Annotated in this window: 28 protein-coding genes, 1 tRNA gene and 1 pseudogene; 13 read left to right on the top strand and 17 right to left on the bottom strand. The window is 70.6% G+C overall.

All coding sequences use genetic code 11. The features are described from left to right. Positions 1-449, top strand: a pseudogene (locus AC1HC7_RS12335) (hypothetical protein); the annotation flags it as partial. Here AC1HC7_RS12335 and AC1HC7_RS12330 read toward each other — a convergent pair. From AC1HC7_RS12330 to AC1HC7_RS12320, 3 genes are all read right to left on the bottom strand, one after another. Further along, positions 430-2,136, bottom strand: a complete 1,707-nt coding sequence (locus AC1HC7_RS12330; protein ID WP_479496601.1) for an NTP transferase domain-containing protein — start codon at positions 2,134-2,136, stop codon at positions 430-432. The pseudogene AC1HC7_RS12335 and the gene AC1HC7_RS12330 overlap by 20 nt on opposite strands. A gap of 9 nt (positions 2,137-2,145) precedes the next feature. Continuing rightward, on the bottom strand, positions 2,146-3,270 hold the full coding sequence (locus AC1HC7_RS12325; RefSeq protein ID WP_479499063.1) for an XdhC family protein: 1,125 nt from the start codon (positions 3,268-3,270) through the stop codon (positions 2,146-2,148). A 109-nt stretch (positions 3,271-3,379) separates the two neighbouring features. Next, positions 3,380-3,982 carry a pyridoxamine 5'-phosphate oxidase family protein gene (locus AC1HC7_RS12320; RefSeq protein ID WP_479496599.1) on the bottom strand — a complete coding sequence of 201 codons (603 nt, stop codon included), beginning with the start codon at positions 3,980-3,982 and terminating at the stop codon, positions 3,380-3,382. 290 nt (positions 3,983-4,272) lie between these two features. Between AC1HC7_RS12320 and AC1HC7_RS12315 the strand changes: the two genes are divergently transcribed. Further along, on the top strand, positions 4,273-4,962 hold the full coding sequence (locus tag AC1HC7_RS12315; RefSeq protein ID WP_479499062.1) for a hypothetical protein: 690 nt from the start codon (positions 4,273-4,275) through the stop codon (positions 4,960-4,962). On the opposite strand, the gene AC1HC7_RS12310 is transcribed toward AC1HC7_RS12315, so the two are convergent. The 3 genes from AC1HC7_RS12310 to mgtE form a co-directional block, all read right to left on the bottom strand. Continuing rightward, positions 4,959-6,209 (bottom strand): vWA domain-containing protein, encoded by a 1,251-nt coding sequence (locus AC1HC7_RS12310; protein WP_479496597.1) that lies wholly within the window; start codon positions 6,207-6,209, stop codon positions 4,959-4,961. The two genes, AC1HC7_RS12315 and AC1HC7_RS12310, sit on opposite strands and share 4 nt — an antisense overlap. Then, the gene (locus AC1HC7_RS12305) at positions 6,210-7,121 is read right to left on the bottom strand and encodes an AAA family ATPase (protein ID WP_479496596.1); all 912 of its coding nucleotides are present in this window, start codon (positions 7,119-7,121) and stop codon (positions 6,210-6,212) included. A 127-nt stretch (positions 7,122-7,248) separates the two neighbouring features. Next, entirely contained in the window at positions 7,249-8,634 is a 1,386-nt protein-coding gene (gene mgtE / locus AC1HC7_RS12300; protein ID WP_479499061.1) for a magnesium transporter, read from the bottom strand. A 250-nt stretch (positions 8,635-8,884) separates the two neighbouring features. Here mgtE and AC1HC7_RS12295 point away from each other — a divergent pair, with 250 nt between their 5' ends. Together AC1HC7_RS12295 and AC1HC7_RS12290 are read left to right on the top strand one after the other, a co-directional pair. Next, a complete protein-coding gene (locus AC1HC7_RS12295) occupies positions 8,885-10,327 on the top strand; it encodes a tetratricopeptide repeat protein (protein WP_479496594.1) in 1,443 nt (480 codons plus the stop codon). Further along, positions 10,324-10,716: a DUF6165 family protein gene (locus tag AC1HC7_RS12290; protein WP_479496593.1), complete on the top strand. Its 393-nt coding sequence runs from the start codon at positions 10,324-10,326 to the stop codon at positions 10,714-10,716. Before AC1HC7_RS12295 ends, AC1HC7_RS12290 begins: the two co-directional genes overlap by 4 nt. Before the next feature lie 24 nt (positions 10,717-10,740). On the opposite strand, the gene AC1HC7_RS12285 is transcribed toward AC1HC7_RS12290, so the two are convergent. After that, positions 10,741-10,962, bottom strand: a complete 222-nt coding sequence (locus AC1HC7_RS12285) for a DUF6324 family protein (protein ID WP_479496592.1) — start codon at positions 10,960-10,962, stop codon at positions 10,741-10,743. A gap of 95 nt (positions 10,963-11,057) precedes the next feature. On the opposite strand from AC1HC7_RS12285, the gene AC1HC7_RS12280 reads away from it, so the two are divergent. Both AC1HC7_RS12280 and AC1HC7_RS12275 read left to right on the top strand, forming a co-directional pair. Then, positions 11,058-11,134: transfer RNA gene (locus tag AC1HC7_RS12280), tRNA-His, on the top strand. A gap of 152 nt (positions 11,135-11,286) precedes the next feature. Continuing rightward, positions 11,287-12,615: a class I SAM-dependent methyltransferase gene (locus AC1HC7_RS12275; protein ID WP_479496591.1), complete on the top strand. Its 1,329-nt coding sequence runs from the start codon at positions 11,287-11,289 to the stop codon at positions 12,613-12,615. 42 nt (positions 12,616-12,657) lie between these two features. Here AC1HC7_RS12275 and AC1HC7_RS12270 read toward each other — a convergent pair whose 3' ends face one another. The 7 genes from AC1HC7_RS12270 to coxB form a co-directional block, all read right to left on the bottom strand. Then, a complete protein-coding gene (locus AC1HC7_RS12270; RefSeq protein ID WP_479499060.1) occupies positions 12,658-13,257 on the bottom strand; it encodes a cytochrome P460 family protein in 600 nt (199 codons plus the stop codon). A gap of 204 nt (positions 13,258-13,461) precedes the next feature. Continuing rightward, on the bottom strand, positions 13,462-14,157 hold the full coding sequence (locus AC1HC7_RS12265) for an SURF1 family protein (protein WP_479496589.1): 696 nt from the start codon (positions 14,155-14,157) through the stop codon (positions 13,462-13,464). Positions 14,158-14,305: 148 nt separating this feature from the next. Continuing rightward, on the bottom strand, positions 14,306-15,112 hold the full coding sequence (locus tag AC1HC7_RS12260) for a cytochrome c oxidase subunit 3 (RefSeq protein WP_479496588.1): 807 nt from the start codon (positions 15,110-15,112) through the stop codon (positions 14,306-14,308). A gap of 168 nt (positions 15,113-15,280) precedes the next feature. Then, positions 15,281-15,913 carry a cytochrome c oxidase assembly protein gene (locus AC1HC7_RS12255; RefSeq protein WP_479496587.1) on the bottom strand — a complete coding sequence of 211 codons (633 nt, stop codon included), beginning with the start codon at positions 15,911-15,913 and terminating at the stop codon, positions 15,281-15,283. A 2-nt stretch (positions 15,914-15,915) separates the two neighbouring features. Next, complete coding sequence (locus AC1HC7_RS12250) at positions 15,916-16,059, bottom strand: hypothetical protein (RefSeq protein ID WP_479496586.1); 144 nt, start codon at positions 16,057-16,059, stop codon at positions 15,916-15,918. A 14-nt stretch (positions 16,060-16,073) separates the two neighbouring features. Beyond that, positions 16,074-17,027, bottom strand: a complete 954-nt coding sequence (gene cyoE / locus AC1HC7_RS12245) for a heme o synthase (RefSeq protein WP_479496585.1) — start codon at positions 17,025-17,027, stop codon at positions 16,074-16,076. A 52-nt stretch (positions 17,028-17,079) separates the two neighbouring features. After that, positions 17,080-17,982, bottom strand: coding sequence for a cytochrome c oxidase subunit II (gene coxB, locus AC1HC7_RS12240; RefSeq protein ID WP_479496584.1), 903 nt, complete (start codon positions 17,980-17,982; stop codon positions 17,080-17,082). Positions 17,983-18,239: 257 nt separating this feature from the next. On the opposite strand from coxB, the gene tldD reads away from it, so the two are divergent. From tldD to AC1HC7_RS12220, 4 genes are all read left to right on the top strand, one after another. Next, positions 18,240-19,670, top strand: a complete 1,431-nt coding sequence (gene tldD / locus AC1HC7_RS12235; RefSeq protein WP_479496583.1) for a metalloprotease TldD — start codon at positions 18,240-18,242, stop codon at positions 19,668-19,670. A gap of 189 nt (positions 19,671-19,859) precedes the next feature. Beyond that, complete coding sequence (locus AC1HC7_RS12230) at positions 19,860-21,107, top strand: calcium-binding protein (RefSeq protein ID WP_479496582.1); 1,248 nt, start codon at positions 19,860-19,862, stop codon at positions 21,105-21,107. A gap of 171 nt (positions 21,108-21,278) precedes the next feature. Next, entirely contained in the window at positions 21,279-21,794 is a 516-nt protein-coding gene (locus AC1HC7_RS12225) for a hypothetical protein (RefSeq protein WP_479496581.1), read from the top strand. Then, positions 21,791-22,252, top strand: a complete 462-nt coding sequence (locus AC1HC7_RS12220) for a hypothetical protein (protein WP_479496580.1) — start codon at positions 21,791-21,793, stop codon at positions 22,250-22,252. The genes AC1HC7_RS12225 and AC1HC7_RS12220 overlap by 4 nt, the downstream gene beginning before the upstream one ends. Here AC1HC7_RS12220 and AC1HC7_RS12215 read toward each other — a convergent pair. After that, positions 22,246-23,616, bottom strand: a complete 1,371-nt coding sequence (locus tag AC1HC7_RS12215) for a glutamate--cysteine ligase (RefSeq protein ID WP_479496579.1) — start codon at positions 23,614-23,616, stop codon at positions 22,246-22,248. The two genes, AC1HC7_RS12220 and AC1HC7_RS12215, sit on opposite strands and share 7 nt — an antisense overlap. 143 nt (positions 23,617-23,759) lie before the next feature. After that, entirely contained in the window at positions 23,760-24,311 is a 552-nt protein-coding gene (locus tag AC1HC7_RS12210) for a hypothetical protein (protein WP_479496578.1), read from the bottom strand. A gap of 93 nt (positions 24,312-24,404) precedes the next feature. Here AC1HC7_RS12210 and ubiA point away from each other — a divergent pair, with 93 nt between their 5' ends. After that, positions 24,405-25,517, top strand: a complete 1,113-nt coding sequence (ubiA, locus tag AC1HC7_RS12205) for a 4-hydroxybenzoate octaprenyltransferase (protein WP_479496577.1) — start codon at positions 24,405-24,407, stop codon at positions 25,515-25,517. Between the two features lie 259 nt (positions 25,518-25,776). Here ubiA and AC1HC7_RS12200 read toward each other — a convergent pair whose 3' ends face one another. After that, the gene (locus tag AC1HC7_RS12200; protein WP_479499059.1) at positions 25,777-26,115 is read right to left on the bottom strand and encodes a hypothetical protein; all 339 of its coding nucleotides are present in this window, start codon (positions 26,113-26,115) and stop codon (positions 25,777-25,779) included. On the opposite strand from AC1HC7_RS12200, the gene AC1HC7_RS12195 reads away from it, so the two are divergent. Together AC1HC7_RS12195 and AC1HC7_RS12190 are read left to right on the top strand one after the other, a co-directional pair. Continuing rightward, positions 26,103-26,429 carry a BrxR family transcriptional regulator gene (locus AC1HC7_RS12195; protein ID WP_479499058.1) on the top strand — a complete coding sequence of 109 codons (327 nt, stop codon included), beginning with the start codon at positions 26,103-26,105 and terminating at the stop codon, positions 26,427-26,429. The genes AC1HC7_RS12200 and AC1HC7_RS12195 overlap by 13 nt on opposite strands. Next, on the top strand, positions 26,426-26,703 hold a 278-nt coding region (locus AC1HC7_RS12190), incomplete at its 3' end, for a hypothetical protein (protein WP_479499057.1). The genes AC1HC7_RS12195 and AC1HC7_RS12190, both read left to right, overlap by 4 nt.

Below are 26,703 nucleotides of genomic sequence, written 5' to 3'. Positions count from 1 at the left end.
CGGACGCCTCGCCCATCCCGCGCCGGCGCCCGCCATCCCGCGCGCCGGCCCGCTTCGCGGGGCACGCGTCCAAGCCGCGCCCGGCCTCGATCATCGCCCGGATTCAGGCCGAAATCCGCGCCGCCGCCCGCATCGAGGCGCGGCGCGCGGCGCGCAAATCCGTGGCCTTCGCGCCTTCGCTGGCGAATGTGCGGCCGGGCGCCCCGCCGCTGTCCGCCGGCCCGGCCGCCACCCGCCGCGCCGACGGGCATTTCCACGGCGTTTCGCTGATGGGGGTCTACGGCAAGCCCGGCGCCCGGCGCGCCCTGCTGCGCATGCCCGACGGCAGCTTTCAGCGCGTGCGCCCCGGGCAGGTGATCGAGGGCTGGCGCGTCGCCGACATCGCCGGGGATCGCCTGCGCCTGACGCGCGGCGGCGAGAAAAAGGTGCTCAGGCTCCCTTCGCCCTGACCGGACCGGGCGCCCCGCCGCCATCGCCGCCGCCTTCCGCGTCTCGATCCCCGCCCCGGCCCCCGCCCCGGCCCGCGCGCCACGCCGCCCAGGCCTCCGGCGTGTCCAGATCCACGCGCGCCGCGCCGCCCGGGGTGGGGATGTCGATGACGAAATCGGCGTTGGCGCGCAGCACCTCGCGCGCACCCTCGTCGCCGCTCAGCCGCGCCAGGCTTTCGAAGAACCGCCGCCCGAACAGCACCGGATGCCCGGGGCGGCCGGCCGCGTCGGCGGCGCGGCAGATCGCCCGCCCCTCGCCCGGATCGAACCCGGCGATCAGCGCGTCGAGATGCGCGGCGCCCAGGTCCGGCATGTCGGCCAGACACAGCGCCACGGCGTCCGCGTCCTCGCGCAGCGCCGCCAGCCCGGCGCGGATCGAGGACGCCATGCCCTCCGCCGCCGCAGGGTTTTCGACGATGCGCAGATCCAGCCCCGCCAGCGCCGCGCGCCGCGCGCCGTCGCCGGGGCGGATCACCGCCAGCACCTCGTCGGCGGCGCTGGCGATCAGCGCCCGCGCCGCGCGGCGCAGCAGAGGGTCCCCGTCGATGTCTTCCAGCAGCTTGTCGCGCCCGCCCATGCGCCGCGAGGCCCCCGCGGCCAGCAGCACCGCCGCCACGACCGGGCGCGCCGGGGTGCGCGCGCCGCCGGCGCGGGGCTGCGGGCGCGAGGGAATTTCCTTCAGCAGTCCGCCCACCCCCATGCGCGCGATGTCGCCGGCGCTGACCGCGAGCCCGCAGATGACGCGTTCCAGCACCCAGTCGACGCCGTTCAGCGCCGGCGATCGCGCGCAGCCCGGCAAGCCGATCACCGGACGCCCGTCGGCGGTGGCGCCCAGAAACAGCAGGTTGCCCGGATCCACCGGCATGCCGAAGCGGCTGACCGTCCCGCCCGCCGCCTCCAGCCCCGCCGGGCCCACGTCGCGCCGGTCCGAGGTGGCCGACCCGCCGAGGATCAGCACCGCCTCGCCCCGCGCGGCGCGCACCGCCCCGGCCAGCGCGGCGGTGTCATGGGGGATGCGGGCCTCGTCGCTGACCGCGACCCCGAAGGCGGCGAGCCGGGCGCCGATCGCCGCGGCGCCCTTGTCCAGCAGCCGCGCCTTCATGCCCTGCGTGCGGGTGAGCACGATCGACGCGGTCGCCAGGACCGGCCCGTGCACCCTGAGCGCCCGCCCCCCGCCCAATGCGCGCCGCGCCGCCGCCACCGCGTCGCGCGGGGCGGCGTAGGGGATGATCTTCACGGTGGCGAGCATCTGGCGCGGCGCCACCCGCGCGTGATCGGGCAGCGTCGCCAGCGTCACCGATTCATCGATGCCGTTCACCGCGTCCACCAGCGCCGCGTCGACCCGCAGCACCCCGGCGCCCAGCGCATAGACATTGAGCCTGCCGGTGAAGGGCGCGCTGAGGCTGAGCCCCAGCGCGGCGGGATCCGGGGCCAGCGCCGCGCCGATGGCCGCGGCGGCGGCGTTTTCGGGCATGTCGGCGGGGTCGAGCCTTGCGGCGATCACCTCATGGATCCCGGCCGCGGCGAGCGCCGCCAGATCCCCGGCGCCCAGCACCGCGCCTTTCCTCAGCCGCCGTCCCGCCAGCGTCAGCGAATGCGCGAGCACCGCGCCCTGCGCCTCGGCAAGCGGGATCGGGCCGAACCTCACGTCGCGCGCTCAGGCAAGGGCTGAATCCCGCGACGGCGCCGCGCCGGGGCGGTCGTGAGACCGGGTGTCGGGGCGGGCGCCGGACTTGGTATCTGGGCGGGTATCGGTGCGGGTATCGGGGCGGGTATCGGGGCGGCGCAAGCGCTCGGTGATCTGGGCCAGCGCCGCCAGGGCGATCTCGGCCGGGGTGCGGGCGCCGATATCGGCCCCCACCGGGGCGTGGATGCGGGCGATGTCATCATCGCCGAACCCCGCCGCCAGCAGCCGCGTCACCCGCTTGGCGTGGGTCTTCTTCGACCCCAGGCACCCCAGATAGAACACGTCCGAGCGCAGCGCCCGCATGATCGCCGGATCGTCGAGCTTGGGGTCATGGGTCAGCGTCACCACCGCGGTGCGCGCGTCCAGCCCCAGCGCGTCCAGCGCCTCGTCGGGCCAGTCGCGCAGGATGGTCTCGCCCGGGAACCGCGCGTCGGCGGCGAAGGCCTCGCGCGGGTCCACGAGGGTCGCGTCATAGCCCGCCAGCCGCGCCATGGGCATCAGCGGCTGGGCGATATGCACCGCGCCCACCACGATCATGCGCAGGGGCGGGTTGTGGATGCCGATGAACCAGTCCTCGCCGTCGACCTCGATCATGCCGGAGCGATCCGCATGCATGCCGGCGCGCACCTGTTCGCCCAGCGGCGATCCGCAGGCCCCGTCGAGCAGCAGCCGCGACCAGTCCTTCAGCCCCACCACATAGGCCAGCGCCCGTCGGTCGGCGCGCGCCGCGGCCAGGTCACGGATCAGCGCCACGTCCGGCCCCTGGCCGACGCCGATGGGTTCGACCATGATGCGGATGGCGCCGCCGCAGGCGAGGCCCACGGCGAAGGCGTCTTCGTCGCTCACCCCGTATTCGAGGATCCGGCAGGCGCCGTCCTCCAACGCCTCCAGCGCCTCGACCACCACCGCGCTTTCCACGCAGCCGCCCGACACCGAGCCCGTGATCTCGGCCTCCGAGGATATCGCCAGCTGGCTGCCCGCGGGCCGGGGCGCCGAACCCCAGGTCTGGATCACCGTGGCCAGCGCCGCCGGTTTGCCCGCGTCGATCCAGGCCAGCGCGGCTTCGGGTATGCGGTCATGAGTCGCAAGGGGCATGGCGGGGCATCCGGTTCTCGCGCGCCTTGGCCTTGGCGCGCAGTGGCGGCAGGAGAGCCCCGAGTATGGCGCGCCCGCGCCGGGGTTTCCAGTGCAACCGGGCGCGCTGTCACCACATCCGCGACCGGGCGCGATCCGCATAGCCCGCGTCATAGCCCGCGGCGTCGAACCCCGCCTGCATCTCGCGCAGGAAATCCCCGGCCGTCGGCGCCCGCGCGCTTTCGTCGCCGCGGGTCCAGAGCCCGGATCGCATCAGCGCCTTGGCGCATTGGAAATACGCCTCGTCCACATCGGTCACGATCACGGTCTTCGGGCGCAGGCCGCGTTTTTCGAACCGCCCCGTCAGGCGCGGATCGGCGCTCAGCCCCGCATGGCCGTTGACCCGCACCACGTTGTCGCAGCCGGGGATCATGAACATCAGGCTCACCCGCCCGTCCCGCACGATGTTGCGCAGGGAATCGATGCGGTTGTTGCCGCGCCAGTCGGGCAGCAGGATGGTCCGGTCATCCTGGATCTCGACCACCGGCCCGTCATCGCCGCGCGGGCTGGCATCCGTGCCTTCGGGGCCGGTCGTGGACAGCACCACGAAGCGCGCGCCCCCGATCCACCGGCGATACAGGGGCGTCAGCCGCCGGGTCACCTTGGTCAGCGCCGCAGGCGCCGGCGCGCCGTACAGCGCCTCCAGATCCGCAATGCTTTCGATCATCCGCATGGTCCGCTCCGCATGGTTCGCAGGCTTGATAGCGCGTCGCCGCCGAAAAGCGGAGTCGGTTTTCCGGCGGGCGGGCGGGCCCGTCGGTCGGCCCTGCCGGGCGTCGCCCGTGAAAACCCCGCCGCGCGCCCCATATTCAATGGACCGCCGCAAAGGAGGCCGCCATTTCCCGCCCGTCGCTCGCATGCCGCATCGCCGCCCTCGCCCTGTCGGGATGGATCGCCGGTCCGGCGCAACCCGCCGGGGCCGCGCAGGCCGGGCCGCCGCTTTGGCTGCGCGCGCAATGGGGCATGGACGGCGCGGCGCTGGCGGTGGCGATCGGGCCCGGGCTGGCCCCGCTCGACGGGCGGTTTTCCTATGGCGGCGGCATGTTCGCCGATCAGGCGCTGGATACGGAGATCGCCGGGCTGCGCTTTCGCGCCCTGTTCCAGCGCACCCCCGAGGGCGGCTTGCGCCAGATCCTGTTCGAACGCCGCCGCGTGGACGCGCGCCCGGTGGATTTCGCCGCGATCATGGCGGCGCTGCGCGAAAAATTCGGCCCCGAGGATCGCCGTTGCCTCGATGCGCGCCGGGGCGGGCGCCCGGTGCGTTTCGAGGCGATCTGGGATTCGATCGGCGTGGCGGGCGGCGCGGGCGCGCCCGGCGGGGTGCTGCACGCGGTGTTCCTGGATTTTTCCTCGACCGCGCTGGTGGACCGCGCCAATGCCGCGCAGCGCCGCCGTTTCCCGCGCGACGGCGGCGAGGCCGACCGCGACCCCTATCCCGGGCCAAGCGCCGCGCCGGGCGAAAACGGGTTTGTCATGCGCAGCCTGCCGCGCCGGTTGCTGCTGCGCTGGCATGACCCGGCGGCGACCGCGCTGGCCTCGCCCGACTGCAAGCCGGCGCCGCGCCCCCAGTCGAACAGCCAGTCGAACAGCCAGTCGAGCCCCCAATCGCGGCCCCAATCGCGGCCCCAATCGCGGCCCCAGTCCCGCCCCTAGTCGAGCAGCCGCATCAGCCGCGCCTTTTCGCCCAGATCATCGGGGCGGGTCAGGGCGCTGGCCAGCTGTTCGAGCGACTGAAGATTGTGCCCGGCGCGAAAGCTGTCCACGTGCGGCAGCAGCGCCTTCACCCCGCCGGCGCGCGGCGCGAAGCCGTCCCAGCGCAGCAGCGGGTTTATCCAGATCAGCTTTTTCGCCGACAGACGCAGGCGTTCGGCCTCGCGCGCCAGGCGGTCCGGGTCGTCGCGGTCCAGCCCGTCCGTGATCAGCAGCACCACCGCGCCCTGCCCCAGCACCCTTCGCGACCAGTCGCGGTTGAAGACGTGCAGGCATTCGCCGATGCGGGTGCCGCCCTCCCAATCCTGCGCCTCGGCGCCCGCCGCGCGCAGCGCCGCGTCCACGTCGCGCTGGCGCAGATGCCTCGTGATGTTGGTCAGCCGCGTGCCGAAGGTGAAGCTGTGCACCTTGGCCCAGCCCGCGCCCCTGGCGTTCGACGCCGCATGCAGGAAATGCAGCAGCATCCGGGAATAGGACGACATGGACCCGGAAATGTCGCACAGCGCCACCAGATTGGGCCAGCGCAGGGTGCGGGCGCGCATCCGCAGCCCGCGCAGCTCGCCGCCGTAGCGCATGGCCTCGCGCATGGTGGCGCGCCAATCCGCGCGCCGCCCCGTTGCCGACGGCCGCGTGCGGCGCGAGGCGATGGGCTTCACCGGCAATTGCATGCGCGCGATCGCCGCGCGGGCCCTGGCGGCCTCCGCCACGGTCATCTGCTCGAAATCCAGCGTCTTCAGCTTTTCATCGGCCGAAAAGGTCAGCGTCGCGTCGATCTCGATCTCCGTGCCGTCCTCGTCGCGGGGCGGCGGCGGCGGCGCGTCGGCGCCGGTCAGCAGCGCCTCGGCGGCGCGGCGTTCGGCGTCTTGCGGCTTGTGGGGCTCGTTGGCGCCGCGCACCATGGGCAGCATCATCGCCATCATGTGTTCCAGAAACTGCGGATCGCGCCAGAACAGCCGGAACACCTGCCCGTAGACGATGCGGTGTTCGGGGCGGGACACGAAACAGGCGTGCAGCGTCCAGAAGAAATCGCGCTTGTCGGTGAAGCCCGCCGCCTCCACCGCGCGGATCGCCTCGGCCACCCGCCCCGGCCCCACCGGCAGCCCGGCATTGCGCAGCGCGCGGGCGAAATGCACGATGTTGGCGGGCAGACGGCCATCCTCGGGGACGGCCAGATCGGCGATGCCGACCACTTACGCGGGCTCCAGCGCGCGCTTGGCCTCGTCGAGAATGCGCTTGGACTCGGACCCCTGCAGCTTGGCGATGTCGTCCTGGTATTTCAGGATCGCGCCCAGCGTGTCGGCGATCACCTGCGGGCTCAGCGTGATGGCGTCGAGCGCCACCAGGCATTTCGCCCAGTCGATGGTTTCGGCGACGCCGGGGCGCTTGAACAGGTCCTCGCCGCGCAGTTTCTGCACGAAGGCCACCACCTCGCGGCTCAGGGTCTCCTGCGCCTCGGGGACCTGCGCGGTGAGGATCGCCAGCTCGCGTTCGAAATCCGGGTATTCGACCCAGTGATACAGGCACCGCCGCTTCAGCGCGTCATGCACCTCGCGCGTGCGGTTGGAGGTCAGGATGACGATGGGCGGGCGTTCGGCCTTCACCGTGCCCAGTTCCGGGATCGTCACCTGAAAATCGCTGAGCGCCTCGAGCAGAAACGCCTCGAAAGGTTCGTCGGTGCGGTCGAGTTCGTCGATCAGCAGCACCGGCGCGCCGCCGGGCTGCGGGCGCATGGCCTCCAGCAGCGGGCGGGCGATGAGGAATTCGTCCGAGAACAGTTCCTCGGTGAGCGCCTCGCGATCCTCGGTCCCCACCGCCTCGGCGGTGCGGATCGCCACCATCTGGGCCGGGAAATTCCATTCATAGACCGCCGAGGCGGCGTCCAGGCCCTCGTAGCATTGCAGGCGGATCAGGCGGCGGTCGAGCATCGCCGACAGCGCCTTGGCGATCTCGGTCTTGCCGACCCCGGCCTCGCCTTCCAGAAACAGCGGCCGGCCCAGCTTCAGCGCCAGGAACACCACCGTCGAAAGCGCGCGGTCCGCGACATAGCCCACGTCGGCGAGCATGGCCTGAGTCTGGTCGATGGAGGCGGGAATCTGGGTCACGGGCGCATTCCTGTGCTGGCCGGTATCGGCGCGTTCGGGGTCGCGCACAATGGACAGGGGCGCCGCCGCCGGGTCAACCCCCGCCGGGGTCGCGCGCCGGCCCATGGCCCGGCCGGCGCCGGCCGGGTCAGATCAGCCAGAGGCGCGCCAACCCCAGGAACACGAAGAACCCCACCACGTCGGTGACGGTGGTGACGAAGGTGCCCGAGGCCAGCGCCGGGTCGGCGCCGACCTTGTCCATGCCGATGGGGATCATGATCCCCGCCAGCCCGGCGACCAGCAGGTTGACCACCATGGCCGTCGCCAGCACCAGCCCCAGCGTCGCGTCGCCATACCAGAAATACCCGATGCCGCCGATCAGCAGCGCGAAGGCGAAGCCGTTGCTGAGCCCCACCAGCGCCTCGCGGCGGATGATGCGCCAGGCGTTGGCCGGCGTGAGGTCGCGGGTGGCCAGCGCGCGCACCGCCACCGTCAGGGTCTGGGTGCCGGCGTTGCCGCCCATGGAGGCGACGATGGGCATCAGCACCGCCAGCGCCACCACCGCCTGAATGACGTCGTCGAACAGCATGATGACGAGGCTGGCCAGAATCGCCGTCGCCAGATTGGCCGCCAGCCAGGGGAAGCGCGCCATGGCGGTTTCCCAGACGCTGTCCGACAGTTCCTCGTCGCCGACGCCGGCGAGAAGCTTCAGATCCTCCTCGGCCTCCTCGTCGATGGCCTCCATGGCGTCGTCAAACATGATCACCCCGACCAGCCGACCGTCGGAATCGACCACCGGGGCGGCGATCATGCGGTATTGGCTGAAGGCGTAGGCCACCTCGTCGCGGGGCATGTCCACGGGGATGACATGCATCTCCTCGCGCTTCAGCGTCTCCAGCGTCACCTCGCGCGCCGCGCCCATGATCCGCGACAGGGGCGCCATGCCCACCGGGCGCATCTTGGGGTTCACCAGGATCACGTCGTGGAATTCATCGGGCAGGTCGTCGGCGGCGCGCATGGAATCGATCATCCGCCCCACGGTCCAGACCGGCGGCGCGGTGACGATGTCGCGGCGCATGAGCCGCCCGGCGGTGTCCTCGTCATACAGCAGCGACTGCTCGACGGCGCTGCGCTCCATGGGCGCCAGCGCGTCCAGCACCCGGCCCTGGGTCTCGCGGTCCAGATCCTCGACCAGATCGACCACGTCATCGGCGTCCAGTTCCTTGACCGCGGCCACCAGATCCTCGGGCGCCATGGCGTCGAGCACGTCGTCGCGCACGCCCTCCTCAAGCTCGGACAGCACGAAGGGGTCGAGATCGCCGCCAAGCAGGCGCACCATGGCGTTGCGTTCGTCCGGGCGGATCTGTTCGAACAGGTCGGCGAGGTCGGCCTCGTGCAGCGGGTCGACCAGCGCCAGCAGGCGGTCGCGGTCCCCGGCCTCGATGCGCGCGCGGATCTCCTCGACCAGATCGCGGTCCAGCGCGAAATCCAGCGATGCGGGGGCGCCGAGCGCGGTGTCGGGGTCCTGGGTCATGGTCGGGCCTCTCCTGCGGCGGGTTGTCTGCCTCGGTCCAGCCGTGTCGCGCCTTTGTCTAGCGAAGCCATGCGGGCAATAAAAGGCCGGCGAGCCGGCGAAGGCGCGCAAATTGCGCTTTCCCGGGCCAATGAGCGCGGCGCGCAGGCTTGACAGGGCGCAGCCGGGCTTCCCTCATGGCGTTAACCTTTGCGGCCCGCCCGGTTCGGCGGCCGTTCCCGCAGCCACAGGAGCCTTCGGCATCGCCTCCATGCACGGCCCGCCCCCCTCCGGCGCCCCCGCCGGCGCGCAAGATCCGGCCCCCGCAGATGCGCCGCCCCGCGTCGCGCCCGCGGCGCTGCGCCGGGCGGCGATCAGCGATCACCACGCGGGCCGGCTCGATCGCGCCTTCGCCGGCTATCGCGCCTATCTGCGCATCCGCCCCGGGGACAGCGGCGTCTGGACCAATCTCGGGGCCCTGCTGCGCAAGCGCGGCGACTACCGACAGGCGGTGTCCTGCCAGCGGCGCGCCGCGGCGCTGGCCCCGGACGATCTCGGCATCGTCAACAATCTGGGCAATGCGCTGCAGGACGCGGATTTTCTGGACGAGGCGCTGGAGCTGCGCCGCCGCGTGCGCGCGCGGCGCCCCAAATCCCCGGAAGCCCACGCCATGGTCGCGGTCACCCTGCGCGCGCTCAATCGGTTTGACGAGGCCGTGGCGGCGGCCGAAACCGGGCTGAAGCGCTTTCCCGACGACGCCGAACTGCGCTTGCAGCGGGCCATGGCGCTGCTGGCGCTGGGCGATTATCCCCGCGGCTTCGCCGGGTTCGGCGCGCGTTGGGAGATCGGCGAACTGACCCGCCCCGACCACAAGCAGCCGGAATGGAACGGCGAGGCCCTGGACGGCAAGCGCATCCTGGCGCTGCCCGAGCAGGGATTCGGCGACACGCTGCTGATGGCGCGGTTCCTGCCGGGGCTGAAGGCGCGCGGCGGCCATGTGTCGCTGGCCTGCAAGCCGCCGCTGCTGCGGCTGTTCGACGGCCTGCGGGGCGTGGACGCATTGCTGCCGGTAGGGTCGCGTAAACCAGTGGTGGATTATGTGGTGCCCATGATGGAATTGCCAAGGCTGCTGAACGCCCGCATCGACGCCCTGCCCCCGGCGCCCGCGCTCTCGATTCCCGCGGATGCGCGGTCGCGGGGGGCGCGCATCGCCGCGCCTTTCGCCGCCATGCTGAAGGTGGGCGTGGTCTGGTCCGGCTCGATCACCTACAAGGCCAACCACAAGCGCAGCGTCGCGCCGCACTGGTTCATGGACCTGGCGGACGTGCCCGGGGTGCAGCTGTTCAGCCTCTACAAGGGGCCGCTGCTGGACGCGTTCCGCCAATCCCCTGACAGCGCGGTGATCATCGACGCCGCCGGCGACGACCGGGATTTCGCCGACGCCGCAGGCATGATCGCGGCGCTGGATCTGGTGATCACCATCGACAGCGCCGTGGCGCATCTGGCCGCGTCGCTGGGCGCCGAGGTCTGGAACCTGCTCGCCTATTCCGCCTACTGGCTCTATGGCGCCGATGGCGCGGCCACCCCCTGGCATCCCTCCATGCGCCTGTTTCGCCAGCGGGCGCCGGGGGATTGGGACGGCGTCATGGCCGAGGTCGCGGCGGCGCTGCGCGACCGCGCGGCGGCGCGCGCGCCGAAGGGGCGGCGCGCATGAACGACCCCATCCGCATCGAAATCTCGCCCGGCGAACTCATCGACAGGATCACCATCCTGCAGATCAAGGCGCGCCGCATCGAGAACCGCGCCCAGCGCGCCAACGTGACGCGCGAACTGGCGCTGCTGACCGAGGCCCGCGACCGCGCCCTGACGCGCTCGGAACGCCTGGAAAACCTCACCGCCACGCTGCTGGAGATCAACGAGACCCTGTGGGAGATCGAAGACGACATCCGCGCCTGCGAGGCCCAGGGCCAGTTCGATTCGGGGTTCATCGGGCTGGCGCGCGCGGTCTATCACACCAACGACCAGCGCGCCGCCGCCAAGCGCGAAATCAACCTGCTGCTGGACTCGCCGCTGATCGAGGAAAAATCCTACACCGCCTATTGAACGGCGCCCCGGCCTCCGGGGATTTCAGCGCCCGTCGCGCCCGCGCCGCCCGGATCGCCCGCCGCGCGCGGCCCGCGCCCTGGCGGCGGCCATGCGCAGTTCGTCGGCGATCTCCTCGGCCTCCTCCGGGTCGAAATCGAGCGGCAGGCTGACGCCCTCGCCCTCGATGTAGATGCGCACCATGCCCTCGGTCGTCGGGCCGATCTGGATGTCCGCCGCCACGTCGCTCTGCGAATTGATGCCCATGCGCAATCCTCCCCGCCCCCTGCTATCCCCGACGCGATCCGGGCGCAAGCTGGGTCTTGCAATGCCCGCGCCGAGCGCGTATTTCAGCCGCCAGTGCCGACGTAGCTCAGTTGGTTAGAGCGCTAGATTGTGGATCTAGAGGTCCCCCGTTCAATTCGGGGCGTCGGTACCACCCCCTCCCGCCCGCGCAATAGGCTTCACGCGGATCGCCCCATGCGGCTTGATCCCTGCGGACATGTCCGCCGCGAATCCCGCCCCGGCCGCATGGCGCGCCCGGGCGGCGCGCGCTATCCTGCGCCGGACGGCAGACGCAGGAGCGCGGGCATGGGCGAGACCAACCGGAAGAACACCCGCGGCGATGCGCGGCGGCTGGCGGCGGCGCGCGCCGCCATCGCCCTGCTGCGCGATCGCCTGGACGGGCATTTCTCGGTGCGGCTCTGGGACGGATCGGTGGAGCCGCTGGGCGCCGAGGTCACCCCGGGGCTGATGCTGACCGTCAATTCGCCGGGGGTGCTGACCTCGCTGCTGCGCCGCCCGTCGCTGGATCGCCTGATCCGCCATTACGCCCATGGCCGCATCGATTTCGAGGGCGGCACGCTGGTGGATTTCGGCGCGCCCTTCGCGCTCGACACGGCGGCGCGCCGGCGGCTGAAACAGGTGAGCAAGCCGGCGCTGCTGCGCGCGCTCTGGCCGCTGCTGACCGGCCCGGCGGATTCGCCCGACGCCAGCCGCGATTTCGGCGCCCGGTCCGAAGGCGCCGGGCGCAAGGCGGGCGACAACAAGCGCTTCATCGGCTTTCACTACGATGTGGGCAACGCATTCTACGAACTGTTTCTCGACCCCGGCATGCAGTATTCCTGCGCCTATTTCCCCGACCCGGCCATGAGCCTCGAAGACGCCCAGACCGCCAAGCTCGACATGATCTGCCGCAAGCTGCGCCTGAAGCCGGGCGAACGGCTGCTGGATATCGGCTGCGGCTGGGGCGGGCTGCTGCGCCACGCGGTCACGCATTACGGGGTCAGCGGCCACGGGGTGACGCTGTCCGAGGAACAGATCGCATTTGCGCGCGAGCGCAACGCGCGGGCCGGGCTGTCGGCGCGGGTCACCCTGGAGCTGCGCGACTACAAGACCCTGACCGGGACCTTCGACAAGATTTCCTCGGTGGGCATGTATGAACATATCGGGCTGGCCGACATCCCGGCCTATTTCGCCACGCTGCGCGGATTGCTGGCCGAAGGCGGGCTGTTTCTCAACCACGCCATATCGCGCCGCGCCAAGCGCCGGAAACGCCGTTTCGCCGCGCGCCCCGAACAGAAGGCGCTGCAGAAATACATCTTTCCGGGGGGCGAGCTGGACGATATCGGCCACACGATCGCAGAGATGGAAAAGACCGGGTTCGAGATCCTCGACCTGGAGGGCTGGCGCATCCATTACGCCGCCACCACCCGCATCTGGTGCGAGCGCCTCACCGCAAGACGCGCCGAGGCCGAGGCGCTTGTCGGCCCCGAGACCTACCGGCTGTGGGTCGCCTATCTGGGAGGCTGTTCGCTGGCGTTCCAGCGCGGTTCGGCGCGGATCTACCAGACACTGGCCGGCAAGACCGCGAAAGGCCCGCCCCCGGCGCCCCCGAGCCGTGCGGACCTTTACGCCTGAACCGCGCCCCGCGGGGCGCGGTCCGGGATCAGCCAGCGGGACTCAGCGGCTGAGCCGCACCTCCTCCTCGGGATAGCCGAGGCTGTCCTGACCTTCGAAGCCGTTATGGCAGTCGGCGCAGGCGGTGACCACGTTGACCGCCTGCGGCTGGCCCTTGGGCGACACCATCATGTAATACCAGCCCTTGGTCTCGGGCGATTGCTCGTCGGCCACGCGCTCCATGATGAACAGCGGCCCGGGGCTGCCCTTGCCCTTGCCGTTGATCGAAAAGCTTTCCTTGGCGATCACCGTGCCCACGGGCATCCGCGCGCCCTCTTCCTTGAATTCCAGATAGGCGTCGGCGCCCTTGTCGTTCACATAGGTGAGCAGAAAACGCCCGCCATGCACGCCCGGCTCGGCGGGCAGGGTGCTGACGCGGGTCCAGTTGCGATACTCCGCGACGTAGGATTTCGGGATCCAGCGCTTGGGGCCTTTCTGGTAGCCCTTCTGCATACGCGCGGACAGGCAGGCGTAGATCGCCTCCGCATCGGCGCTGGTGATCTGGTCGCGCGCGGTGTCCGTGGCGCAGGGCGCGGCCAGGGCGGCGGAGCCGACGAAGGCCAGGCCGGTCGCCGCCAACGCGACGCGGATAGTGTTTTTCATGTCTGAACTCCCTGAAACGTATCGGTTTTCTGTTCGACTGTCGGAGGCCGCGACCAACGCCGCCCCGCTCATGGGGAAGGATGCGTTGCGACGCCCGGCCGCGCCAATCACACCGAAACAACTGAGCGTGAAGTTTGCCGATCGTTTCCGCCCGCCCGCCGCGCCGGCCGGGCGAGAGCGTCAGGGGGTCGAGCGCGTCGGGGATCAGAAACCGCCGCGCCGGCGAATGCGCAGGATCAGCCCCACGGTCATCCCCGCCCAGGCCGCCGCCAGCCCGAACCAGGTGACGGCGTATTCCAGATGGGTGTTGCGCAGATTGACCGTCACCGGCCAGGGGCGCGGCCAGTCGATCCCCGGGGGCGCGGTCTCGGCCACCACCAGGATCGGCTCGGCGCCCAGATGCGCGGCCATGCGCGGCAGGTCGCGGGCGAACCAGAAATTCTTCGCCAGATCCGGGTCGGGGGTGAAGCCGTCGACCTCGTCGGGCCACAGCAGCGCCCCGGTGACCTCGGCGTCAAGCGCCGGGCGCGGTTCGGATTTCAGCGCCTCGGGCACGAAGCCGCGATCCACCAGGATGCGGCGCGGCGGGGCGCCGTTTTCGCCCGCGGTCTCGAAGGCCGAGATCACCCGGAACCCCGGCCCCAGCGGCGGCATGGAGACCAGCGCGTGGATCTCCTCGCCCGCCGGAAAGCGCCCGGCGACCGCCACCCGCAGGTATTCGTCATCGGCCTCGGTCGGCGCGGCGGGCAGCGGGACCGGATCGGCGGACAGCCGGGTCTCCAGCTCCCCGACCAGGGCCTGTTTCCACGCCAGGCGGTTCAGCTGCCACTGGCCCAGGCCCACGAGGATCGAGACCCCGGCCAGGCCGAACAGAATGGCGGCGATCAGGGCGCGGTTCATGGCGGTTCCGATTGGTTGTCCTGGCTGGAAAGGGCCGGCGCGGGTCCGGCGCGGGTCAGGCCCCGAAAGCAGTCAGGCGGCGCCAGCGGCGCCGCCCTCGGTGGTCGCGATGGCGCAGGCGCGCGCCCGGTCGGCGCGACGCGGCGCGTCAGCCGCCCCAGATGTAGACGGCGGCGAACAGGAACAGCCAGACCACGTCGACGAAATGCCAATACCAGACCGCGGCCTCGAAGCCGATATGACGTTCGGCGGTGAAATGCCCGGCATAGGCGCGGATCATGCACACCGCCAGGAAGATGGTGCCGACGATGACGTGGAACCCGTGAAAGCCCGTCGCCATGAAGAAATTCGCGCCGTAGATGTTGTTCGAGAACCCAAAGCCCGCGTTGCTGTATTCATAGGCCTGCGTGATGGTGAACAGGATCCCCAGCAGCACCGCGCCCACCAGCGCGTTGGCCATGGTCTTGCGGTCGTTGTCATGGGCGATGGCGTGATGCGCCCAGGTGGCCAGGCAGCCCGAGGCCAGCAGGATCAGCGTGTTGATCAGCGGCAGATGCCAGGGGTTGAAAGTCTCGATCCCCGCCGGGGGCCAGCTGGCCGCGGCGACCTCGAAGCCCTCGATCTCGCCCATGGGATAGAGCGCGTGCTTGAAGAACGACCAGAACCAGGCGACGAAGAACATCACCTCGGAGGTGATGAACAGGATCATCCCGTAGCGCAGGCCGATCTGCACCACCGGGGTGTGATCGCCGACCTGGGCCTCCTTGATCACGTCGGACCACCAGGCGAACATCACGTAGAGCACCAGCGCCAGCCCGATCAGCGCCATCCACGGCCCGTTGCCGTGGAAGAACATCACCGCGCCGAACAGCATGATGAAGGCGCCGAGCGCGCCCATCAGCGGCCACGGGCTGGGCTGCAGGATGTGGTAGTCGTGGTTCTTTTCGTGAGCCATCTGGGTCTCCTCGCCGGTATGCGCCGCACTTGCCTGAATGCCTGGTCCGGTGCGGTCTGCGATATGCTGTCTGCGGTGTTCGGTCGATGTCTTGGGCGTTGCGTCTCGGGCGTCGTGTCTCGGGCGTCGTGTCTTGGCCTCGTGTCTCGGGGGTGGGAACGCCGGGCGTCAGTTCAGCGTCGCCGCGCCTGTCGCCGGGGACGGTTCCTCGCCGGACGCGCCTTCGGGCAGGTCGGTCTCGTAGAAGGTGTAGCTGAGCGTGATGGTGCGCACGTATTTCGCCTCGATGTCGTCGACGATCTCCGGATCGACGTAATAGGTCACCGGCATCATCACCGTCTGCCCCGGCTGCAGCACCTGTTCGGTGAAGCAGAAGCAATCGATCTTGGTGAAGTAGCCGCCGGCGGAAAACGGCGTGACATTGTAGCTGGCGGTGCCGGCGATCACCCGGTCGGTGGGGTTGTGGGCCTCGAAGAAGGCCAGCCCGGTCTCGCCGATGCGCAGTTCCACCTCGCCGGTCTCGGGGCGGAAATCCCAGGGCATGCCCTTTTCCACATTGCCGTCGAAGCGCACCTTGATGGTGCGCTCCAGCACCTCCACGGGCTTGTTGGCCTCGGCGACGCCGGTGGTGCCGCCATAGCCGGTGACCCGGCAGAACCAGTTGTAGAACGGCACCGCCGCAAAGCTGAGCCCGCCCATCACCGCCACCAGCGCCACCAGCCGCAAGGCGATGCGCGCCGAGCCCCGGGCACGCGGGTCGCGCCGGGGCCGGGGATCGGAAGGCGAGGCGCGATCGGCCATGATCAGAACCCCTGAATCATCTGGCCGTTGGCCAGCTTCACCATGGTGACCGCGAAGACCAGCGCCACGAAGGCCAGCAGCACGCCGCCGAGGGCCAGATTGCGGCCGCGGCGGCGCTTGTGCAGTTCATGTTCCTTGACGATCATGCCGGTGTCTCCTGTCAGAACAGCGTCAGCGCGGCGGCGTAGTCGCCAAGGCCGGCGCGCAGCAGCGCCTCGGCCATCAGCGCCGCGAAATGGGCGAAGAGATAGACGATCGAAACCCGGAACAAAGACCGCTCGGCGGCGTAGCCGTCGGCGACGGCCTCGGGCTCCTCGCGCCGAAACACCCGCCAGGCGCAACGCAGGAACAGCGCGTTCATGGTCAGCGCCACCGCCAGATACAGCCAGCCGCCGATCTGGGTGAAAGCCGGGGCCAGCGCCGTCGCCGCAAGCAGGATCGAATAGGCCAGGATCTGGTTGCGGGTGGAGCGCGCGCCCTTGACCACCGGCATCATCGGGATGCCGGCGCGCTTGTAATCCTCGTTGCGATACAGCGCCAGCGCCCAGAAATGCGGCGGCGTCCAGATGAAGATCAGCGCGAACATCAGCAGCGGCTCCAGCGACACGCCGCCGGTGGCCACCGACCAGCCCAGCACCGGCGGGAACGCCCCCGCGGCGCCGCCGATGACGATGTTCTGGGGCGTCGCGCGCTTCAGCCACATGGTGTAGACCACCACGTAGAAGAAGATGGTGAAGGCCAGGATCGCCGCCGACAGCGGATTGGCGAACAGCCCCAGCATCATCACCGACAGCAGCGACAGCGCCAGCCCCAGGGCCAGCGCCTCGTCGCCGCGCAGCCGGCCGGCGGGCACCGGGCGGGCGCGCGTGCGCGCCATCCTCGCGTCGATGTCCGCGTCCCACCACATGTTCAGCGCCCCCGAAGCCCCGGCCCCCACGGCGATGCACAGGATCGCGGCGATGGCGATCACCGGATGCACCGGGACCGGCGCCGCGATCAGCCCGACCGCGGCGGTGAAGATCACCAGCGACATCACCCGCGGCTTGAGCAGCGCCACGTAATCGGCGAAATCCGGCTCGGGGGCGGTCTCGGGGATCGAGGCGGCGTCGGTCATGGGGACTCCGGTTGCAATGCGCGGGGCGGCGGGACCGCCGCCCGGCTCAGGGTCACTCGGCCGAGGCCACGTCCACGGCGGCGGCGCGCGGCGCCACGGCGAATTCCTCGGAGGCGGTCTTCACCCAGGCGGCGTAGTCGGCTTCGGACACGGCGCGCACCACGATGGGCATGTAGCTGTGATCCTTGCCGCACAGTTCCGAACACTGGCCGTAATAGACGCCCGGGCGATCGACCCGGAACCAGGTCTCGTTCAAGCGCCCCGGCACGCCGTCCATCTTCACGCCGAAGGACGGGATCGCCCAGGAATGGATCACGTCGGCGCCGGTGACCTGCAGGCGCACCACCTTGCCCACGGGCACCACCACCTCGTTGTCGGTCTGGAACAGCCAGGTGTCGCGGGTCACGTTGGCGGCCTCCATCGCCGCGCGGGTGTCCTCGTCGGCCAGCGCGGTGTCGTAATCCTTGAACCCGCCGGCGACCAGGAAGCTGTCGAATTCCAGCCCCTCGTCGGCATAGGCGTAGGACCAGTACCACTGGTTGCCGGTGGCCTTGATGGTCATGTCGGCGTCCGGCGCGTTCACCTGCTTGTTGAGCAGCTGCATCGAGGGCACCGCCACCGCCACAAGGATCATGATCGGCGCCACGGTCCACACCACCTCGACCAGCGAATTGTGGGTGAAGCGGGCCGGCACCTTGTTGGTCTTCTCGTTGAAGCGGAAGAACACGTAGACCATCAGCAAGGTGACGAACAGCGTGATCACGCCGGTGATGATCAGCAGGAAATCGTCCATCCACTGCTGATCCACCGCCACCTCGGTGGCCGGCGGCTGCATGGCGATCCCGCCGGGGACTGGAATGCCCAGCCCGGCTTCCTGCGCCGCGGCGCCGGTCGCCAGCATGACGCCCGTCGCCAGAATCCCGCCTGCGATCGCCGTGAAAAGCGACGCTTTCATTCCGCCCTTCACAGAGCCCGCCAGTCTTGCAAACCGCATATGTCTCACCCGTTCCTTGCCGCCGGCGCGCCGCGCCCGCCATGGCTGCGGCCTTTGGCCGGCCGCCTCCGTGTTTTCCTTGTGTAACCTATGCGCATATTGGCGTAACTAGGGCAAGCAAAGCATGAGAGTTGCAACTGCAACCAATTGCCGCGACCTCGCCAAGTTGAGACAATCCGCCGCAGCGGCGCGCCGGATCGCCAGACGGGACCAGAGCCATGACCCAGACCGACCGTTTCCGCCCGTTCGACGACGCGCTCGACGAGACCGCCGCGCTGGCGATCCTGCGCGACGCCACCGCCGGCGCCGATGACGGCGAATTGTTCCTCGAACGCCGACGTTCGGAATCGCTGCTGTTCGACGACGGGCGGCTGAAAACCGCCTCCTATGACAGCGGCCAGGGCTTTGGATTGCGCGCCGTGGCGGGCGAGACCGCAGGATACGCCCATTCCACCGATCTCAGCGAGGCCTCGCTGAAGCGCGCCGCCCGGACCGCGAAGCTCGCCGCGCGCGGCGGCGGCGGCGCGGCGTGCATCGCCCCGCCGCCGCCCGCCACCAACCGGCGACTCTACACCGACGAGGACCCGTTCCAGGGCCCCGATTTCGCCGCCCGCATAGAAACCCTCGCCGAGATCGACGCCTATGCGCGGGAGCGTGATTCGCGGGTGGTGCAGGTGTCCGCCAGCCTCGCCGCCTCGATGCAGGAAATCGAGATCCTGCGCCCCGAGGGCGCGCGCCTGACCGACGCCCGCCCGCTGGTGCGCATGAATGTGTCCGTGATCGTGGAAAAGGCCGGGCGGCGCGAATCCGGGTCCGCGGGCGGCGGCGGGCGCACCGGGGTCGAATCGCTGATGGACCCGGCGCATTGGAAATCCGTGGCCGACGAGGCGCTGCGCCAGGCGCTGGTCAATCTCGAGGCCGAGGACGCCCCCGCCGGGGTGATGCAGGTGGCGCTCGGCCCCGGCTGGCCCGGCATCCTGCTGCACGAGGCCGTCGGCCACGGGCTGGAGGGCGATTTCAACCGCAAGAAATCCTCGGCCTTCGCCGGGCTCATGGGCCAGCGCATCGCCGCGCCGGGGGTGACGGTGGTCGATGACGGCGCCATCCCCGACCGGCGCGGCTCGATCAGCTTCGACGACGAAGGCACGCCATCGGCGCGCAACACGCTGATCGAGGACGGGGTGCTGACCGGCTTCATGCAGGACCGCCAGAACGCAAGGCTGATGGGCGTCGCCCCCACCGGCAACGGGCGGCGGCAAAGCTACGCCCACATTCCCATGCCGCGCATGACCAACACCATCATGCTCGGCGGCGACGCGGCCCCCGAGGACGTGGTGGCGGCGGTCGAGGACGGCATCTACGCGGTGAATTTCGGCGGCGGGCAGGTGGACATCACCAACGGCAAGTTCGTGTTTTCCTGCACCGAGGCCTACCGGGTGCGAAACGGACGGGTGCTGCACCCGATCAAGGGCGCGACGCTGATCGGCGACGGGGCCTCGGCGCTGAAGAAGATCCGCATGATCGGCAACGACATGCGGCTGGATCAGGGCATGGGCACCTGCGGCAAGGCCGGGCAGTGGGTGCCGGTGGGCGTCGGCCAGCCCACCCTGCTGATCGACGGGCTGACCGTGGGCGGCGCCGCGGGCTGACTGCCGCGGCGCCGGGCGGCCGCCAGGGCGGCGCGACGCGGTGGCGCCTTGCAAACCCGCGGGAACGGGAGGATGATTCCGCCGTCGGCGTCGCCGGTCCGAGGCGATCCAACCGGCGATATCCGGGGCCGCCCGTGAGGCCGGCCTTGCGCCGCGCGGGACGCGAACCAGCGAAAGAGGAGATCTGGCATGGCCAGAATCAAGGTTGTGATCAAGCCGGGCAGCGGCATCGATTTTGTGGGATACGGAACCTATCTGGGCGATCTGATCACCGAGGGCGACCCGATCAAGGTCACACCCACCAGCTTCACGATAAATTTATTCGGCGGCGTCAATGCATTCACCGGGACCGGCATCGTCATCACCGACACCGTCGCCAAGGGCCTGCTGCAAACCTGGAAAGCCTCCAACAACGGCGCGCTGGTCGCGACGACGACCAACATGAACATGAACATCGCCCAGATCGCCAGCATCGCCGAGCAGGAGGACAACGATTCCAACTCCCCCGCCGTCGAGATTTTCCTGATGTCCCGGGACTGGCACTACATCGGCGACAACGTCGCCGACATCGCCGCCGCGGGCGCGCGCATCGGCGACAACGTGCCGATCAACCTGCGCGGCGACGACATTTTCGATCTGCGCGGCGGCAATGACAATTTCAACGCCGGCGCCGGCGCCGACATCCTCAAGGGCGGCCTCGGCAATGACATCCTGCATGGCGGCGGCGGCAATGACCGGGTGATCGGCGGCGGCGGCGCCGACAAGGTGTTCGGCGACGCCGGCAATGACCGGCTGCTGGGCAACGCCGGCAATGACCGGGTGGTCGGGGGCGGCGGCGACGACAAGATGTTCGGCGGCGTCGGCAATGACCGGATGTTCGGCGGCGCCGGGGCCGACCGCATGTTCGGCGGCGCCGGCGATGACAAGCTGATCGGCAACGGCGGCGCCGATCTGCTGAAGGGCAACGCCGGCGGCGACGTGATGAACGGCCGCGCCGGGGCCGACCGGGTGCTGGGCGGCGGCGGCGCCGACGTGGTTCATGGCGGCGGCGGCAACGACACCGTCGCCGGCGGCGGCGGCAATGACAGCCTGTTCGGCGACGCCGGCAAGGACGACCTTGCCGGCGGCTTCGGCGCCGATCGGATCGACGGCGGCGGCGGAAACGACCTCTTGGCCGGCGGCGGCGGCGACGATGTCTTCGTGTTCTCGACCGGCTACGGGCGCGACGTCATCACCGATTTCAGCAGCGGGCTGTTCGGCGCCGTCAACACCGATGTCATCGATCTGCGCGGCCACGCCTCGGTGAGCAGCTTCGAGGGGCTGCTCGATTCCGCCTCCCGGACGGATACCGCGCTGGTGTTCAATCTTGGCGACGATCAGCTGGTGATCAACGGGGCTGACCTTGGGGAGATTACGATCGAAAACTTCCTGATCTGAACTCCGATCCCCTTGCCGATGCGCCGGGCAGGCGGCGGCGTCGCCGGACCCGGCGCATGGCCGGCCCGCCGCCCCTTGACCCGCAACGCCGATCCCGCGCAAGACGGCGGGCGGGGTCGCCGCCTTGCGCCCCGCCCGCCGTCCCGGCCATGACCCGGAGCCCCGCCGCCCATGCCAGCCCCCCGCCCCGCGCCGCCCTTGCGCGCCGTCGATCTGCTCTGGGGCGCCTTCGTTCCCCCCGCCGCGGCGGGGGCGGCGGCGGCGCTGCTGCTGGCCTCGACCCTGCCGCCGCTGGCGGCGCTCACCGGCTTCAACCGCTGGGACGTGTTCGCCTGGTTCGGCGGCGCCGGCGCGGTGCTGGCGCTGTGGCTGATCGCGCTGATCCCGGCCCTGCCGCTGGCCTGGCTGGCGCTGCGCCGCGCCGGATTCGGCTGGGGCGCGGCGGCGCTCGGCGCCGGGGTCTCCGCCGCGCTGCTGACGCTGTATTCGGCCTGGTATGCGGTGGGCGCCGGCGACGCGACGCTGTTCCTGCGCGAAATGCTCAACTGGAGCTGGATCTGGGCGGGCGCCGCCAGCGCGGTCACGGTGTCGATCCGGCTGGGCGCGACCATCGCGGCGCGGCGCCGGGCGGCGGGCCCCGCCGGCGCTGGACAGCCCGCGCGGGCTGATCTAGCGTCCCGACCATGAACAACGGCTTTTCACGCGACTGGTGGGGCGATTCCGTGGCCCGCCCCTATCTGCGCCTGACGCTGGCGATGATCATGGCGCCGCTGATCATGGCGGCGCTGGCCACCGCCGCGGGCTTCGTCATCGCCGGCATGACCATGAGCGACGGCGCGGAGGTGCGCGGCCAGACCCGGGAAATCGCCCTGATCGCGGTCTCGGCCCTCACCGCCTTCGGCTTCAGCTTCGCCCTGGCGGCGGTGCTGATCCTGTGGCTGCGGCGCATGCGCGCGATCCTCGCCTTCGCGCTGGCCGGGGCCGCGGCGGGGGCGGCGTTCATCGCCTTCAGCGCCTGGGCTTTCGAGGGCGCGCAGGCGACCCCGGCGGCGATCCTGGTGATGACGGCGATCGGCGCCATGACCCTGCTGCTGATCCGCGCCATCGCCGGCGTGCGCGCGCGGCCCGACAGCCGCCCTCAGTAACTGTATTCGGCGTAGATGCGATTCAAATCGCCGTTCCATTCGCCGTGATAGCGCGCCAGCAGCTCCTCGGCCGGGGTCTCGTCGCGCGCGACGATCTCGTGCAGGGCGTTGAGAAAATGGGTCTCGTCCGCCAGCAGCCCGCCGGCGCCGGGCTGGGCGCGCGCCGCCAGCCCCGCCTTGCTTATGGCCAGCGCGTCGCGCGCCACGTCGCGCAGCGAGCGGCCGTCGATCTCCGCCTTCAGCCCCTGCACCGAGGCGTCGATGCGCAGCTGGTCGCGCTGCGCCGCGCTCCAGCCCTTGCAAAGATCCCAGGCCGCGTCCAGCGCGTCCTGCTCATACATCAGCCCGACCCAGAAGGCGGGCAGCGCGCAAAGCGTGCGCCACTGGCCGCCATCGGCGCCGCGCATCTCCATGAACTGCTTGATGCGGGCCTCGGGGAACAGCGTGGTCAGGTGATCCGCCCAATCCGACAGGGTCGGCTTTTCCCCCGGCAGGGCCGGCAGCGCGCCGCGCAGGAAATCGCGAAAGCTCTGCCCCAGCGCGTCGATGTAGACGCCGTCGCGGTAGACGAAATACATCGGCACGTCGAGCGCGTACTGCACGTAGCGCTCGAACCCCATGCCGTCCTCGAACACGAAGGGCAGCATGCCGGTGCGATCGGGATCGAGGTCGCGCCAGATCCGCGAGCGCCAGCTCAGATGCCCGTTCGGCCTGCCCTCGAAAAACGGCGAATTGGCGAACAGCGCCGTGGCCAGCGGCTGCAGCGCCAGCGCCACGCGGAACTTTCGCACCATGTCGGATTCCGACCCGAAATCCAGATTCACCTGCACCGTGCAGGTGCGATACATCATCTGCGTGCCGTGGCTGCCGACCCGGCCCATGTAGTCGGTCATCAGCCGGTAGCGGCCCTTGGGCATCACCGGCATGTCCTCGTGTTTCCAGATCGGCGCGGCCCCGAGGCCGATGAACCCGGCCCCGGTCTCGTCGGCGATCCCCTTGACCTCGCGCAGATGCTCGTTCACCTCGTCGCAGGTCTGGTGGATGCTTTCGAGCGGCGCGCCGGACAGTTCAAGCTGGCCGCCCGGCTCCAGCGACACGTTGGCGCCGTCCTTCTCCAGCCCGATCAGCTTGCCCGCCTCCTCGACGGGGGCCCAGCCATGGCGGTCGCGCAGGCCTTCCAGCACCGTGAGAATCGAGCACGGCCCCGCATAGGGCAGCGGTTTCATGGTTTTCAGACAGTAGCCGAATTTTTCATGCTCGGTGCCGATGCGCCAGGCGGATCTGGGCTTGCAGCCGTCGGCGAGATACTGGGCCAGCTGTTCATGGCGCTCGATCGGGCCGCCGCCGCTTTGAGGAATGGACATCGGCGCAAGGCCTCCCGCGCAGGCATTCTGGAACGATCGGTCTGAAACCGGCTGAACGATGACATTTAGGCGGAGCCACGGCCCGAGGCAAGCTCTGGCCCGCGCATCGGGGGCAAGCCTTTAGTAGGGGCGCGCCCACGCCGCTACCTTCGCCAGACCAGCGCCGCCGCGACGCCGGGCGCCGCCAGCGCCGCGACCGCGCGGGTCGGCGAGAACCCGTCAAGCGCCGCGAAGGCCTCGGGCAGCACATCCGCCCCCTCGGCCCCCGCGGGGATGCGCAACGGCGAGCCGTCGAGCTGGCGCAGCACCCAGACCGGCGCCGGGCCGCTCTCGATATGGATCGATCCGAGACTGGCCAGCGCCAGGACCGCGCCGCCATGGGGGCCGAAATAGGAAATCCGCCGCTCGTCGATCTGCACCACCCCCGGCCCGGGCCGCGAACCGCTCAGCCGCGCATGGGCGAACGCCGCCCGGAACCACATCAGCGACGCGGCCCCGAGCGCCACCAGCAGCCAGCCGGGCCAGCCCGCCAGCGCCCCCACGCGCCATATCGCGCGCCCGCCGGTCCACAGCAGCCCCGCCGCCAGCCCCAGCGCCAGCGCCGGTTCGGCCCAACGCCCCAGCAGCGTCGCCGCCTCGGGGCGAAACGGGCCGCCGCCCGGAACCGGACCCCGTGGCGCCGGAGGATGAATCATCGCCGGCCCCGCATGGCCGCGCGGACGCGACTCGCTGCAAGAACCCGCGCAAAAAGCCTGTATTTCGCCCGCCGCTCTGTCATAACCGCCTCCATGAAACCAGACGATACCCACAGCCGCCCCCCGGTTGAAAGCCCGGATCGCACCCCCGGGAAGATCGCCGGCGAGCCCCCGCGCGAAGGCGCCCCGGATCGGCCGGCTATTCAGGCGGAGAATCGGCCGGCGACCCCGAATGCGGCCCCCGCCGCCGCGCCCCCCGGCCCGGATGACGGCCGCGTCGCCGACGCCGCCGCGCGCAACTGGGTGGACCGGTTCGCGCCGGCCTGGTCGCGCCCCTATCTGCGGCTCAGCCGCGCCGACCGCCCGGCGGGGACCTGGCTGCTGCTGATCCCGTGCTGGCAAGGGCTGGCGCTGGCCGCGGCGGCGGACCCGGCGGGCTGGGGGCCGCGCGACCTGTGGATCTTCGCCGCCTGCGCCATCGGCGCGTTTCTCATGCGCGGGGCCGGCTGCACCTGGAACGACATCAGCGACCGGGACATCGACGGCAGCGTGGCGCGGACCCGGTCGCGCCCCATCCCCGCGGGGCATGTGAGCGTGCGACAGGCGATCGCCTGGATGATCGCGCAGGCGCTGCTGGCCTTCGCGGTGCTGCTCACCTTCAACCCCTTCGCCATCGGGCTCGGGGCGCTGGCGCTGCTTCCCGTGGCGATCTACCCCTTCATGAAGCGCGTGACCTGGTGGCCGCAGCTGTTTCTCGGCATCGCCTTCAACTGGGGGGCGCTGATGGGCTGGGCGGCGCATTTCGGTTCGCTCGGCTGGGCGCCGGTCACGCTGTATATGGGCGGCATCGCCTGGACGATCTTCTACGACACCATCTACGCCCATCAGGACAAGGAGGACGACGCGCTGATCGGCGTCAAGTCCACCGCCCGCCTGTTCGGCCGACATTCCGAACGCTGGCTGCTGGGGTTCATGATCGTCGCGGTGCTGGCGGCGCTGGCGGCGGGGCTGCTGGCGACCCGCGAGGCGTCGCTGCTGGCGCCGCTGGCGGTGATCGCCGGCTGCTGGGCCTATGGCTGGCGGCTGGCCTGGCAGCTGCGCCGGCTCGACATCGACGACCCGGCGCTGTGTCGCGAATTGTTCCGCGACAATCGACAGGCCGGGCTGATCCTGTTCGCCGGATTCTTCGTCGCCGGCTGGCTCTGAACCGGCGCGCGGCGCCGGCGCCCGGTTCTCCGGCGTCAGACTCGGGCGGCTTCGAGCCGCCCGGCCTGTCATCGCCCACGCGGCGGCGGGCCTTTGGCGCGCGCTTCTTCAGGCGGGGATGTGGTCAGGGCTGGATCCGCACTTCAAGTGCGGCGCCCAAGGAGCATCTGGACGGAATTTTCGGGAGGGCGCCATTGGATGCCGATCGCCCCAATACAGGGGGCGAGATTGCCGCTGAGCGGGCGCGCGGGGTGACGCCCTACGCTTTCAACAAGTCCGCCCCGTGGATTCTGGCGGCCTTGCGATCGAAGGTCACCAGCGGACTGGCATCCGCCCGGCGCATCGCGGCCGCGATCATAAGATCGGCAAAGCCAAACCCGCCGTCGCGGCATTTGAACACCGCCGTGGCGACATCATCCGCCGTCTCGATTTCAAGTTCGCTGGCGGACAGCAGGCCTTCGAGCGCGGCGGCGACCTCGGGGCGGCCGCAGCCATGGGCCCGGTGCTCCGGGTGCGGCTGGCGGTGGCCTGCCACAGGATTTTTCCCCCAGATGAGATTGGAGTCCGGCCTGATGAAGGTAAGCGTTGCCCCGGTCACATGTCAGCTTTGTAATTCCAGGGGCGGGAGTTGTTCGATCTGGGCCTGTTTGTGACCGGTCGCGATCTGGTCTTGTCACGCTGGAAGTCGGCCCCCACCCCGAGCTCTCGGAAACGCAGGCCAAGGTCATCGCCCTCGACTACGGCATGCGGGGCGGCAAGGCGAAGATCAAGGTGCGGCGCGCGCTGCTCTACTACGCGCTCCGGCGGCTTGGGCTCGACACCGACCCGGGCGCGCGGCGACCACAAGATCAGCAGATCGTGCTGCTCAACAGGGACCAGATCAGCCAGACGGCACAGGGAATTCTGCAATGAGTGATACTGTTCAGACCCTTCGCGACCTCATCCTCGATCTGGTCCCGCCCGACGGGTCTACCATCGGCAACCAGGCATTGATCACGGAGCTTCGCAACCATCTGCCGGATCTGGACGACGCCGAGTATCACGAGGTGAAGGACGCACTGGTCGCCGAAGGGCTGCTGGCCAAGGGGCGCGGACGGGGTGGCTCGGTGTCGCGCGCGGATGGGCAGGCGCCCGCGGCCTCCGCGTCAGCGAAGCCGAAGCCCGCCGCCATGCCGGCCGGGAACGG

This window comes from Oceanicella sp. (genome assembly GCF_056449545.1).
This window is presented reverse-complemented; position numbering and strand designations above follow the sequence as displayed.